The following is a 12,937-nucleotide window of genomic DNA, read 5'->3' as shown; positions in this document are numbered from 1 at the left end:
CGGCACCGATGTTCTTCGTGATGCTGGCTGCGGTGTTGATGCTGTACGCAGTGCCTGAAATTGTGCTGTGGCTGCCCTCGCGGATGTGAGCCTGCCTGAATTGCCACGGTGAACGAGGAGTGCCCGCTTGGTGTGGGCACTTCACCGGTTCGACTCAACCCAGAGGTGTTCCATGGACCGTCTTCCGTCTTTGGAATCGTCGGCCTGCGTCGGTGGCCATGTCTAACACCCTGGCGCGCAATGCGACGGTAGAGGCCGCGCGTGCAGGCGAACAAGGCGGGGGTTTTGCCGTGGTGGCCGGGGAGGTGCGCAGCCTGGCCGGCCGCGCGGGCGCCACGACGTCTGAGGCGGTGGACAGCGTGGCGCAGATCCTCTCGGCCTGAGCCTTGCCAGCCTTGGGCAGAGCGATGACATCGCCCGGGCCAGCCGCGCGGTGACGGCGCTGGATGAAGTCACCCGGCAAAACGCGGCTTGGGCGGAGAAGGGCACTGCCGCGGCCCAAAGCTCGCAAGACCAGGCCATGCGGCTGAACATGGCCATGGGGGGCTCCCGCTGGGAGCCTGGGGTTGGTGAAAGTTTGTGGGTTAATGTAACTTGTATTGTTGAACAATAGATGTTTTATTGATTGACAATGATGGCTTTGCTGGGATGATTCATCCTCACGCTCCACCGGCATGTAGGCCGGGGCGTCAAGACAACAGGCCTGAGACTGAAGGCCTGAGACAAGCGGAAGGAAAACAGCCAATGACAACGATGGACTTGAACAGCGACCTGGGTGAGAGTTTTGGCGCCTGGCGCATGGGCGATGACGAGGCGATCCTGCGCGTGGTCACCAGCGCCAACGTGGCCTGCGGTTTTCATGCGGGTGACCCTGCGGGCATTCTGGCCACGGTGCGCGCCGCGGTGGCGCAAGGCGTCACGATCGGTGCCCACGTGGCCTACCCTGATCTGGTGGGCTTTGGCCGCCGCAATATGGACGTGACCAGCGCCGAGCTGCAGGCCGACGTGATGTACCAGATTGGCGCGCTGCAAGGGCTGGCCACGGCCGCTGGCACGCGGGTGCGCTACGTCAAGCCGCACGGCGCGCTCTACAACACCATCGCCCACGACGAGCGCCAGGCCAAAGCCGTCATCGCCGCCGTGCGGGCGGTGGATCCCACGCTGGTGCTGGTCGCCTTGGCCGGTGCCCCGGTGGTGCAGTGGGCCCGCGACGCAGGCCTGACGGTGGTGGGCGAGGCCTTTGCCGACCGGGCCTATACGCCCGAAGGCACGCTGGTTTCGCGCCGTGAAAAAGGGGCCGTGTTGCACGATGCCACGCTGGTAGCCCAGCGCATGCTGCGCCTGGTGCGTGAGGGCGTGGTCGAAGCCATCGACGGCAGCCTGGCGCGTGTCGATGCCCAGTCCATCTGTGTGCACGGCGACAGCGCCAGTGCGGTGGAGATGGCGCAAGCCGTGCGCGCCGCCCTGGAGCAAGACGGCGTGGTGCTGCGCTCCTTTGTAGACCCTGCATGAAACCCTTGGCCTGATCACTCACAGGATTTCCAATGCCAACCACCTACCAAAACCCATCCCTGCAAGCCGCCCTGCGCCAGGCCCGTGCAGCCCGGCAGGCCTACCGCGAAGGCAAGGTCGAACCCACTGCAGGCATTGCCCCCGGCATGACGCAGGCCAACATGATTGCGCTGCCGCGTGAATGGGCCTGGGACTTTCTGCTCTATGCCCAGCGCAACCCCAAGCCCTGCCCGGTGCTTGACGTGATTGAAGCGGGCGACCACCGCACGCTGCTGGCCGAAGGGGCCGATGTGCGCACGGATATTCCGCTGTACCGCGTCTGGCGCGACGGCCAGCTGGTGGAGGAGGTGAGTGACGCCCGGCCGCTGTGGCAAGAGCACCCCGATCTGGTCACCTTCCTCATCGGTTGCAGCTTCACCTTCGAGACGCCCTTGCAAGAAGCTGGCATCGAGGTGCGCCATATCGAGCAAGGGTGCAACGTGCCGATGTACCGCACCAACCGCGCCTGCCGCCCTGCCGGGCGCCTGCACGGCGACATGGTGGTGTCGATGCGGCCCATTCCTGCACACCGCGTGGCAGATGCGGTGTCGATTTCCGGGCGCTTCCCGTCGGTGCATGGTGCGCCAGTGCATGTGGGCGACCCCGCAGCGCTGGGCATTGCAGACCTGCAGCGCCCCGACTTTGGCGACCCGGTGCGCATCGAGCCCGGCGAGGTGCCGGTGTTCTGGGCCTGTGGCGTCACACCCCAGGCCGCCGTGATGGCATCGCGCGTGCCTTTTGCGGTGACCCATGCGCCGGGGCACATGTTTATCTCGGACGTGCCCGATAGCACCTACCACGTATAAGCGCCAGCGCTCAACGTCCAACGCCCCTCTGCAATCTGGAGACACTGTGTTGCGCTTCTTGCCCGTGACCCACAACGCGCTGCTGGTAGAGCTGGCCGATCTGGACCAGACCCTGGCTTTGCTCGCGTCGCTACAGCGGCATCCTCCCCACGGCGTGGAGGAGCTGGTCCCCGCTGCGCGGACCATTCTGGTGGAGTACCGCGCCTCGGCCACCCGGGCCGAAACCTTGGTGCAGGACATTGCTGCGCGCAGCCTGACGCAGGGCGCCGAGCGCAGCGACACGCTGATCGAAATCCCCGTGCATTACAACGGCGAAGACCTGGCCGAAGTCGCGCAGATCTTGGGCATCACGCCCGAGGAAGTGGTGCGCCGGCACACAGGCAGCGAGTTCACCGTGGCCTTCACCGGCTTTGCCCCCGGCTTTGCCTACCTCAGCGGTGGCGACCCGGTCCTGAACGTGCCACGCCGCAGCACCCCGCGCACGCGCCTGCCCGCAGGCTCTGTGGGGTTGGCGGGCACCTTCAGCGGCGTGTACCCGCAGGCCAGCCCCGGTGGCTGGCAAATCATCGGCACCACCCCCGTGGCCATGTGGGACATCACCCGCGCGCAACCCGCCTTGCTACAGCCCGGCTACCGCGTGCGCTTTGTGGATATTGCTACTAAAAACATAGCTGCTAGCGCTTATTCAGAAAGCGCTGGAGGCCAAAAAGATCCCAAACCCGCTGGCCGCACGCAGCACCACCTGGCCGCCGGGCACACCGCGCTGCAGGTGCGGGCCACGGGCTTGCTCACCGTCTTTCAGGACCTGGGCCGCCACGGCCAGGCCAGGCAGGGCGTGTCGGCTTCAGGCGCCATGGACCAGGCCGCCCTCAAGGCCGCCAACCGCCTGGTGGGCAATGCCAGCAACGCCGCTGCGCTGGAGACCGTGGGCGGCGGCCTGCAACTGCGCAGCGTGGGCGATAACGTGGTGGCCGTCACCGGGGCCGATGCCGTGCTGACGCTGACCACGGCCGACGGCCAGCGCTGGTCTGTGCCACGTTACGAACCTGTGGCCCTGGCCGATGGCGACATGCTGGCCGTGGGCCAACCCACCGCAGGCGCACGCTGCTACGTCGCCGTGCGCGGCGGCTTTGCCGAAGCGCCCGTGATGGGCAGCTGCGCCACCGACACCCTGGCCCATGTCGGCCCCGCGCCCGTGGCCGTGGGCGACTGGCTGGCCGTGCAACCCGCGCCAGCCACCAGCGTGGTAGCCGCCCCCGAGCTGCCGCCTGCTGATTTGCCCACGCTGGAGCAAGAAGTGGTGCTGGACGTGGTGATGGGCCCGCGCACCGACTGGTTTACCCCCGAGGCCATTGCCCGTTTTGCCGCGCAGCGCTGGCAGGTCACGCCCCAGTCCAACCGCGTCGGCCTGCGCCTGGCGGGCGAGGTGCCGCTGGACCGCGCCATCACCGGCGAGCTGCCCAGCGAAGGCACAGCCCTGGGCGCCTTGCAGGTGCCCCCCAGCGGGCAGCCCGTGCTGTTTCTGGCCGACCACCCGCTCACGGGCGGCTACCCGGTCATTGGCTGCGTGGCCCCGTACCACCTCGACCGCGCCGGGCAGATCCCTGTGGGGGCCTGGTTGCGGTTCAACCCGATTCAGCCGTTTGCAGAGCTTGCGCCCTGATGGTTCGTGGCGTTGGTTGTACTTTCAAAGAACACCGGAACATTGATATGAAAAAAGTTTTGATTGCCAATCGCGGAGAAAGCGGCCGCCTGGCGGGCGCTTCTGCACATCGCAGTGCCTGCGCAGCAGGCGACGGCGATCTCGCCACCCTGTGCTGAGCAGAACATTGGAGCCTTGATATGAAAAAAGTTTTGATCGCCAACCGAGGCGAGATCGCTGTCCGCATCGCCCGCGCCTGTGCCGACTACGGCGTGCAGTCCGTCGCCGTGTACGCCAATGCCGACATCGATGCCCTGCACACCCGCATGGCCGATGAAGCCTATGGGCTGGACGGCGACCGCCCCGCAGACACCTACCTCCACGTCGAAAAGCTCCTGGCCATCGCCAAAAAGAGCGGAGCGGACGCGGTGCACCCCGGCTACGGCTTCCTCTCGGAAAACGCCGCTTTTGCCCAGGCTGTGATCGATGCCGGCCTGGCCTGGATTGGCCCGCGCCCCGCCACCATTGCCCAGCTGGGCGACAAGGTGTCTGCACGCAAGATTGCGCTGCAGGTGGGCGCGCCGCTGGTGGTGGGCACGCCCGACCCGGTGAAAGATGCGAGCGAGGTGCTGGCGTTTGCCGAGCAAAACGGCCTGCCCATCATCATCAAAGCCGCCTTTGGTGGCGGTGGGCGGGGCATGAAGATCGCGTGGCGCATGGACGAAGTGGCCGAGCTGTACGAATCGGCGGTGCGCGAGGCTGTCACGGCCTTTGGCCGGGGCGAGTGCTTTGTGGAGCAGTTCCTCGACAAACCCCGCCACATCGAAGCCCAGGTGCTGGCCGACACCCACGGCAACGTGGTGGTGTTGGGCACGCGCGACTGCTCGCTGCAACGGCGCAACCAGAAGCTGGTGGAAGAAGCCCCCGCGCCCTTTTTGAGCGATGCCCAGCGCGAACGCATCCACACCGCTGCGCGCGACATCTGCGCCGCCGCAGGCTACGTGAGCGCAGGCACGGTGGAGTTTTTGCTGAGCCAGAGCGGCGCCATCTCGTTCCTGGAGGTCAACACCCGCCTGCAGGTGGAGCACCCTGTGACCGAGCAAACCACGGGTGTGGACCTGGTGGTGGAGCAACTGCGCGTGGCCGATGGCCTGCCGCTGTCCATCACGCAAACGCCCGCGCCGCTGGGCCACTCGTTCGAGTTCCGCATCAACGCCGAAGACGTGGGCCGGGGCTTTTTGCCCACGCCAGGGCCCGTGCAGCGCTTTGATGCGCCCTCGGGCCCCGGCGTGCGGCTCGATACGGGCGTGCAGTCGGGCTCCGTCGTGCCCGGCACGTTCGATTCGCTCATGGCCAAGCTCATCGTCACCGGCGCCACTCGAGAGCAGGCTCTGGCCCGCGCCCGCCGTGCGCTGCGCGAGTTTCAGATTGAAGGCGTGGCCTCGGTGCTGCCATTCCACCGCGCCGTCATCGACCACCCCGACTTTGTAGGGGCTGATGGATTCAAGGTGCACACCCGCTGGATCGAATCCGACTTCGCCACGCCACTGGCTGCTGCGGTACGGGCCGCGCCCGTGGCAGACACCAGCCTGCTGCGCACCGCCATCGAGATCGATGGCCGCCGTGTGCAGCTGGGCCTGCCTGCCGTGCTGCTGCAAGGCTTGGCGACTGCGGGCGGGCAGGGCGCTGCTGCCGCACCAGCCGAGGCAGCGGTGGATGCCGCCGCCGTCACCTCGCCCATCGCCGGCAACCTGCACGCCTGGAAGGTGGCCGATGGCGACACGGTGCAAGAGGGCGACGTGATTGCCGTGATGGAGGCCATGAAGATGGAGATGCAGGTGACGGCACACCGCGCTGGGCGCGTGGCCTTGGCGGCAGCAGCTGGCACCGCACAAGCGCTGGGTGCGGTGATTGCCCGAATCGCCTGAGACGCGCCGTCTTACTGCCGCGCCAGGGCGGCGGGCGCGCCCCGCCAGCGCGCCATGCTGTCCATGATGAGCACGGTGCACACCATCCAGGTGCCGCCCAGCACCCAGCCGGCCAGCACGTCACTCACGTAGTGCACATGCAGCACCACGCGGCTCCAGCCGGTGGTGAAGATCAGCGCGCCCGCGCAGCACACGGCGGGCACCTGCCAGGCCCGTGGCAGCAGCCGCACCGCCAAGTACGCCAGCATGGCATAGGCCACCATGGATGCGCTGCTGTGCCCGCTGGGAAAACTGAACCCATCGGCCTGCGCTGCCCCATGCACATGCTCTGGCCGCACGCGGGCGAACACGTCTTTCAAAATTTTGGTCAGCAGCCCATTGCCCGCCATGGCCACCAGCCAGCCAACGGCCAATAAACGGTGCCTGCGCCACCACAGGGCGGCCGTCACCGCCAGGGTCAGCGTGGTCAGCACGGCGGTGTCTCCCAGGTGGGTGAGTGCGCCAAACCACCGCAGGGCCGCCATGTCTGCATGCAGGCGCAGTTGCTGCGCAATGCTTTCGTCCACCCGGCTCCAGGTGCCCGTGCGCTGCCAGCCCTCGGCCAGCTCTGCCATCAATGCGCCCCCGGCCAGCAGGGCGCAAGCGGCTGCGGCCATGCTCAGCAGCATCACAGTGGTGGCGCTGGCTGCGTGAAGCAAATGCCGCACAGGCGAGGGGCGGTGGCGCAGGGTTTTCAAGGCCCACAAGGCGCCACTGCCCAGCAAGGCGCCCGCAGTCATTCCCAGCAGCCAAAGGGCAATGGGGTGGCGGGCTACAGTGGTGGCGAGCGTGTGCAGGTCCATGAATTCAAAGGTGTTTTTGGGGTAAGGAAACCGGGGCGGGGAAGCGTTGTTACTGCGTACGCAGCGGATGCTCTGCAATCGTCTTCAGCCGAGCGAATGGCCAGCCTGTGCAGCTTTTGGCAGCGTGGTTTTTACCCCAGCAAGGGGGGCCGTTGCGATCACAGGGTTTAGCGCTGCGATGCGCAGTTCTGCCTGTAGGCGCACGCCGACGCGCCAAGGCGCCGCCCGCTGGCTGCGCTGTAGCCACTGCGCCGTGATCATTGAATAGCGGCCCCGTGTCGGGTCTTTGGCCTCACAGGCATCGTTACGCCCACCACGCTTTTCATCCCCATGACCGATTTGCACAGTCCCATGATCCTTCATCACCACAGTCCCATCCATGTGGTGGTTCCACTGCGGCCAGGGGCTGATCTGGATCTGGTGCGCGCAAAGCTGAGTGGTGCATTCGCTCAGCACGACCATCCCGTGGTGTGGCACATACCGCGTGAGCGGGGTGACATCGTTCAATTGGCGGATCACGCAGCAGAGGCTGCACGTGATAACGCTGGTTTGCTGGTGGCGGCGGGGGGGGATGGCACCATCAACGCGGTGGCCGCAGCCGCCTTGCGTGCCGGTGTGCCTATGGGCGTGGTGCCCATGGGGACTTTCAACTATTTCAGCCGCGAGCAAGGCTTGGAGCTGGACGCTGAAGCCGCCGTGCTGCAGCTGCTGGAAGCCCTGCGCGCGGGCGAGTTGCGGCCGGTGCAGGTCGGCTTTGTGAATGACCGGGTGTTTTTGGTCAACGCCAGCGTGGGGCTGTACCCCCGGTTGCTGGCAGAGCGCGAGCAGGCCACGCGCAAGCTGGGCCGCTCTCGCGCGGTGGCCATGGCCGCTGCGGTGTGGAGCATGCTGCGCCCCTCGGCGCGGCGACGCTGGCGCGTGGTGGTGCGCACCCGCCAGGGAAATCAGATGCAAGAGCAGGAACACGAAGTCAGCACGCTGTTTGTGGGCAACAACCCCTTGCAACTGGAACAGGTGGGTTTGGCGCAAGCCGAATCGGTGGCGCAGGGCGGGATGCTGGCCGTGGTGTTGCTCAAACCCCAAAGCCGCTGGGCCATGGCTCGCACGGTATGGCGCGCCGCTACCGGCCAGCTGGAGGGCGACCCGGCCGTGCAAAGCCTGGCCTGTGCCGAGCTGAGTGTGGCTCCCGCTGGGTGGCGCAAGGCCAGCGTGAAGGTGGCTTTTGATGGCGAGCGCGAACGCATGAAAGCGCCTCTGTGTTTTTCGCTACACACGCGGCCCCTGTGGCTGGTGGCACCAACGCTGCTGGAACATTTGCCGCAGCGCGACCCTGCCAACGCACCACCTGCCGCAGCGCCGCCCTTGGCTGAACCTGCGCTGGCGCCTGCCTGAATACCATGCGCCAGGAACTGCCCGCAGTCGCAGGAAGTGCCGGTGCCGTGGGGTGGCACGAAGGTGCCATGCTTCGCCACGAAGGTCATGAAGCAGCGCCCGTTCCCCCGTCGTTGAAGGTGGAAGCTGACAAGGAGCTGGGGCTTGGCAAGAACGAAGCGGGAGTTTTGCATTCAGCACAAGCGACGGCAATCGCCACCACGCACAAATTGATGCATCTTTCCGATCTGCATTTTGGAGCGCACGACCCGCTGGTGTGCGCTGCAGTGCAGCGGCTTGCGCACCGGCTGCGTGTGGATGTGGTGGTGGTTTCGGGCGATCTGACCCAGCGTGCCACACACCAGCAGTTCGCCTTGGCGCACGATTTTGTGTGCGGCCTCGGTGTGGATGAGCGCGTGGTGCTGGCCGGCAACCACGACTTGCCCCTGTTTGCCTGGTGGCTGCGTTGGGGCCGCGCCTACCAACGGTTTGCATCGCAGTTTGGCGCCCAGCTGGAACCCCAGCGGCAGGTGGGGCCGTTCTGGATTGTGGGTGTGAACACGACCCGGCCCTGGCGGCATGAGCGCGGCACGCTCTCGGCCGCGCAGGTGACGCGGGTGGCGGAAGACTTGCGGTCTGCGCCCGCGCAGGCATGGCGCATTGTGGTCAGTCACCACCCCTTGGTGGCTCGCAGTGCAGAGGATCGATCCCACCGGCCCCACGGCGCCGACACTGCCGTGCAACGCTGGCGCGATGCGGGTGCCCACATGTTGCTCTCAGGCCATGTGCACCATCCGGCCTTGTTGCAGCCCCAGCTAGGTTTGTGGTCCATGCAGGCCGGCACGGCCGTGTCGCGCCGCCTGCGCAGTGGGCAACCCAATAGTCTGGTGGTGTTGCAGATGCAGTCAGAGCCCACGGGTTCGCTGGGGCGGCAATACCCTAATCGTTTTGCTCAGCGCTGGGATTTTGATGCCCGCTTGGGTGACTTCGTGTGCGTTGAATCGCTGCCCGTGGCGGGTTGAAATACGCCCGTTCCCTCACAGCCAGGGCTTGAGCCAGCCCAGCCCGTCGCTGGTGGCGTGGGCTGCTGTGCCGCGCGCGGGGCGGTATTCGCAGCCAATCCAGCCGTCGTAGCCCAGGCTGTCCAGCAGTTGGAACAGGTAGGTGTAGTTGATCTCGCCTACATCGGGTTCGTGGCGCTCGGGCACACCGGCAATCTGGAAATGGCCGACGTTGCCGGTGGGCAGGTACTGGCGCACTTTCATGGCCAGGTCGCCTTCCACGATCTGGCAGTGGTACAGGTCCATCTGCACCTTCACGTTGGCGGCGCCGATCTCGGCGATCAGCGCATGGGCCTGGTCCTGGCGGCTCAGGAAGAAGCCGGGCATGTCGCGGCCATTGATGGGCTCCAGCAGGATCTGGATGCCGTGCGGCGCAGCCTGCTCGGCGGCGTAGCGCACGTTGGCGATGTAGGTAGCGCGCACGGTGGCTGCATCGGCCCCCTGGGGTACCAGCCCGGCCATGACATGGATGCGGGGGCATTGCAAGGCCTGGGCATAGTCGATGGCTTTGGCGATGCCTTCGCGGAATTCGGCCTCACGTCCCGGCAGGCAGGCCAGCCCGCGCTCGCCCGCGTCCCAGTTACCGGGTGGTGCATTGAACAGCACCTGCTGCAGGCCGTTGGCTTGCAGGCGCGCGGCCAGTTCTTGCGCAGGGTAGGCATAGGGGAAGAGGTACTCCACCGCCTTGAAGCCATCGCGCGCAGCGGCGGCAAAGCGGTCGAGAAAGTCCACGTCGTTGTAGAGCATGGACAGGTTGGCGGCAAAGCGGGGCATGGGTGTCTTTCTGTCTGATGGTGAAGGCAGGGCCTTACCACTGCGCGCCAAAGGTTTGGCGCAGTTGTTCAATCTGGGGCTCGCTCAGTGGCGTGGGGCGGGGCTGGCACAGCAGCCACAGGCGGGCGGTTTCTTCCAGCTCTTCCAGCACCGCCATGGCGGCTGCTGGCGTGTCGTGCCACACATTGGGGCCCAGGCGTGCCAGCATGACGGCGCGCACCGGGCTGCCCTGGGCGGCATAGCGGGTGATGGTCTGCGCCACCAGTGCTGCCGCTGCGGCATCGCCGGGGCGGTGGTAGGGGATGTGCGGCACGCGGCCTACCTTCATCACAAAGTAGGGCGTGATGGGCGGCAGCAATTGCGCATCCGCTGCCAATTCCCCGTCTGCAGCGGTGTCGGCTTGCAGCGAACAGGCCACCAAGTGCGTGCTGTGTGTGTGGATCACGCAGCGCGCTGGGGAGGCTGTCGATGCTGAGGTCTCGTAAATCTGCCGATGCAGTGCAATGGTCTTGCTGGCCCGGTCGCCCGCCACCTGCTGGCCTTGTGCGTCCAGGCGCGCCAGCCGCTCGGGCTGCAGCGTGCCCAGGCAGGCATCGGTGGGGGTGATGAGGTAGCCGTCGGCCAGGCGCACGCTGATGTTGCCTGCGGTGGCGTGCACATAGCCCCGCTCAAACAGGCTACGGCCCACGCGGCAGATCTCGTCGCGGGCCTGGCTCTCATCCATGAAGGCGGGGGGTGAGGTCATGCCTGCAATTGTGCAAAAGCCTTGGTGAAAAAGTCGGTGCTGCCGAAATTGCCCGACTTGAGCGTGATGTGCAGCCCGTCCTTCGCGTCGGGTGCCACGGCATGGCACCACGGCACGCCGGGGTCAATCTGCGCGCCAATGCGCATTTGCGTGATGTCGAGGGCCTGCACGCAGGCACCGGAAGTTTCACCGCCCGCCACGATGAGCTGGCGCACACCGCGCTCCACCAGGCCGCGTGCAATGGCGGCAATGGTTTCCTCCACCATGGCACCGGCTTTTTCGGAGCCCAGTTTGCCCTGAATGGCGCGCACGGCCGATGGCTCGGCGGTGGAATACACCAGCACCGGGCCCTGGCCGATGTGGCCCTCAGCCCAGGCCAGCGCTTCGGCGGCCACGTCCACGCCTGCGGCGATGCGCAGCGGGTCGATGGCCAGAGCGGGTTTGCCGGCCTTGATGAAATCCATGACCTGCTGGTTGGTCGCTACCGAGCAGCTGCCCGACACGATGGCCTGCAGCCCTTGCGCGGCGGGCAGGCGGGCTGCCTCGTTGCTGGGGGCTACGCCAAAGTTGCCCGGCAGGCCAATGGCCACGCCCGAGCCTGCGGTGACCAGCGGCATGCCCTTGAGCGCGGGGCCCAGGCGCAGCAGGTCGGCGTTGGACACCGCATCCACCACGGCCATGCGCACGCCCTCGGCCTTCAGTTGATCGATGCGTGCACGGATAGCGGCCTCGCCCTGCGCGACCACGCTGTGGTCGATCAGGCCCACGCGGCTGGGTGTTTGCGCCTGCAGCACGCGCACCAGGTTGGGGTCGGTCATGGGCGTGAGCGGGTGGTTCTGCATGCCGCTCTCGTTCAGCAGCACATCGCCCACAAACAGGTAGCCCTTGAACACGGTGCGCTTGTTGTCGGGGAAGGCGGGCGTGGCGATGGTGAAGTCGGTGCCCAGGGCCTGCATCAGCGCATCGGTCACGGGGCCGATGTTGCCTTCGGCCGTGCTGTCAAAGGTGGAGCAGTATTTGAAGTAGATCTGCTCGGCACCTTGCGCCTGCAGCCACTGCAGCGCAGCCAGCGACTGGGCAATGGCTTCTTCTTTGGGAATGGTGCGCGACTTGAGCGCGACCACGATGGCATCGGCCTCGGTATCCAACGGCGCCGTGGGAACGCCCATGGCTTGCACCACGCGCATGCCTGCGCGCACCAGGTTGTTGGCCAAGTCGGTCGCGCCGGTGAAGTCGTCGGCAATGCAGCCCAACAGTGCACGTGCGCGTGTCATGCCTTTTTCTCCTTGCCTTCAGGCAGGGTGATGCCCGGGAAGATCTTGATCACGGCGCTGTCGTCTTCCTTGGCAAAGCCTGCAGTCGATGCCTGCATGAACATCTGGTGCGCCGTAGCCGCCAGGGGCAGGGGGAATTTGCTGGCGCGTGCGGTGTCCAGCACCAGGCCCAGGTCTTTCACGAAGATATCGACGGCCGACAGCGGCGTGTAATCGCCCGCCAGCACATGGGCCATGCGGTTTTCAAACATCCAGCTGTTGCCCGCGCTGTTCGTGATCACTTCATACAAGGCGCTGGCTTCCACGCCTTCGCGCAGGCCCAGGGCCATGGCTTCGGCGGCCACGGCGATGTGCACACCGGCCAGCAGCTGGTTGATGATCTTGACCTTGCTGCCCGCGCCCGCCTTGTCGCCCAGGCGGTACACCTTGCCAGCCATGCCTTCGAGCACCGCACCCGCTGCGGCATAGGCCTCAGGCTTGGCCGAGGTCATCATCGTCATCTGGCCCGACGCGGCCTTGGCGGCACCGCCGGAGATGGGGGCATCCACATAGTGCAGGCCCAGGGCGTTCAGGCGCGCCTCCAGCGCCACCGACCAGTTCGGGTCCACCGTGGAGCACATCACAAACGTGCTGCCGGGGCGCATGGCGCTGGCTGCACCGCCCTTGCCGTCGTCGCCAAACAGCACGCTCTCGGTCTGCGCGGCATTCACCACCACCGACACCACCACATCGCTCACCGCCGCCAATGCCGCCGTCGTGGCGTGTGCCGTGCCACCGTCTGCCACAAAGGCATCGGCCACGCCGGGACGCACGTCGCACACGTGGATGGTGAAACCGTTGTTGCGCAGGGTCTTGGCAATGCCAGCGCCCATGGCGCCCAGGCCGATGATGCCGACGGTGGGTTTGGTCATGTTGTCAGTCCTTCAATGAAATTCAAAAGACG

The 12,937-nt window shown here is 66.4% G+C and carries 12 protein-coding genes; 7 read left to right on the top strand and 5 right to left on the bottom strand.

All coding sequences use genetic code 11. The annotated features are described in order from the left end of the window. Positions 1-218: 218 nt before the first annotated feature. From BDD18_RS22860 to BDD18_RS18515, 5 genes are all read left to right on the top strand, one after another. On the top strand, positions 219-383 hold the full coding sequence (locus BDD18_RS22860; RefSeq protein WP_142085010.1) for a methyl-accepting chemotaxis protein: 165 nt from the start codon (positions 219-221) through the stop codon (positions 381-383). Positions 384-744: 361 nt separating this feature from the next. Continuing rightward, positions 745-1,512, top strand: coding sequence for a LamB/YcsF family protein (locus tag BDD18_RS18530; protein WP_142083976.1), 768 nt, complete (start codon positions 745-747; stop codon positions 1,510-1,512). 32 nt (positions 1,513-1,544) lie between these two features. Then, positions 1,545-2,357: a putative hydro-lyase gene (locus BDD18_RS18525; RefSeq protein WP_142083979.1), complete on the top strand. Its 813-nt coding sequence runs from the start codon at positions 1,545-1,547 to the stop codon at positions 2,355-2,357. A gap of 49 nt (positions 2,358-2,406) precedes the next feature. Continuing rightward, entirely contained in the window at positions 2,407-4,020 is a 1,614-nt protein-coding gene (gene pxpB, locus BDD18_RS18520) for a 5-oxoprolinase subunit PxpB (protein WP_142083981.1), read from the top strand. A 179-nt stretch (positions 4,021-4,199) separates the two neighbouring features. After that, the gene (locus BDD18_RS18515; protein WP_142083983.1) at positions 4,200-5,927 is read left to right on the top strand and encodes an acetyl/propionyl/methylcrotonyl-CoA carboxylase subunit alpha; all 1,728 of its coding nucleotides are present in this window, start codon (positions 4,200-4,202) and stop codon (positions 5,925-5,927) included. An 11-nt stretch (positions 5,928-5,938) separates the two neighbouring features. On the opposite strand, the gene BDD18_RS18510 is transcribed toward BDD18_RS18515, so the two are convergent. Continuing rightward, positions 5,939-6,769: a phosphatase PAP2 family protein gene (locus BDD18_RS18510; RefSeq protein WP_142083985.1), complete on the bottom strand. Its 831-nt coding sequence runs from the start codon at positions 6,767-6,769 to the stop codon at positions 5,939-5,941. A gap of 330 nt (positions 6,770-7,099) precedes the next feature. On the opposite strand from BDD18_RS18510, the gene BDD18_RS18505 reads away from it, so the two are divergent. Next, on the top strand, positions 7,100-8,161 hold the full coding sequence (locus BDD18_RS18505) for a diacylglycerol/lipid kinase family protein (protein ID WP_142083986.1): 1,062 nt from the start codon (positions 7,100-7,102) through the stop codon (positions 8,159-8,161). A 5-nt stretch (positions 8,162-8,166) separates the two neighbouring features. Continuing rightward, positions 8,167-9,162 (top strand): metallophosphoesterase family protein, encoded by a 996-nt coding sequence (locus BDD18_RS18500; protein ID WP_338071824.1) that lies wholly within the window; start codon positions 8,167-8,169, stop codon positions 9,160-9,162. A 15-nt stretch (positions 9,163-9,177) separates the two neighbouring features. Here the strand turns inward: BDD18_RS18500 and otnI are convergent, their stop codons facing one another. From otnI to ltnD, 4 genes are read right to left on the bottom strand one after another with little or no spacing between them, the layout of a single operon-like run. Continuing rightward, positions 9,178-9,975 carry a 2-oxo-tetronate isomerase gene (gene otnI, locus BDD18_RS18495; protein ID WP_142083988.1) on the bottom strand — a complete coding sequence of 266 codons (798 nt, stop codon included), beginning with the start codon at positions 9,973-9,975 and terminating at the stop codon, positions 9,178-9,180. A 34-nt stretch (positions 9,976-10,009) separates the two neighbouring features. Further along, the gene (locus BDD18_RS18490) at positions 10,010-10,699 is read right to left on the bottom strand and encodes a class II aldolase/adducin family protein (RefSeq protein ID WP_142085081.1); all 690 of its coding nucleotides are present in this window, start codon (positions 10,697-10,699) and stop codon (positions 10,010-10,012) included. A 17-nt stretch (positions 10,700-10,716) separates the two neighbouring features. Beyond that, positions 10,717-11,994 carry a 3-oxo-tetronate kinase gene (otnK, locus tag BDD18_RS18485; RefSeq protein WP_142085008.1) on the bottom strand — a complete coding sequence of 426 codons (1,278 nt, stop codon included), beginning with the start codon at positions 11,992-11,994 and terminating at the stop codon, positions 10,717-10,719. Continuing rightward, a complete protein-coding gene (ltnD, locus tag BDD18_RS18480) occupies positions 11,991-12,905 on the bottom strand; it encodes an L-threonate dehydrogenase (RefSeq protein ID WP_142085006.1) in 915 nt (304 codons plus the stop codon). The genes otnK and ltnD overlap by 4 nt, the downstream gene beginning before the upstream one ends. Positions 12,906-12,937: the final 32 nt, after the last annotated feature.

This window comes from Acidovorax temperans, from assembly GCF_006716905.1.
In the GTDB taxonomy this organism is placed as follows: domain Bacteria; phylum Pseudomonadota; class Gammaproteobacteria; order Burkholderiales; family Burkholderiaceae_C; genus Acidovorax; species Acidovorax temperans.
This window is presented reverse-complemented; position numbering and strand designations above follow the sequence as displayed.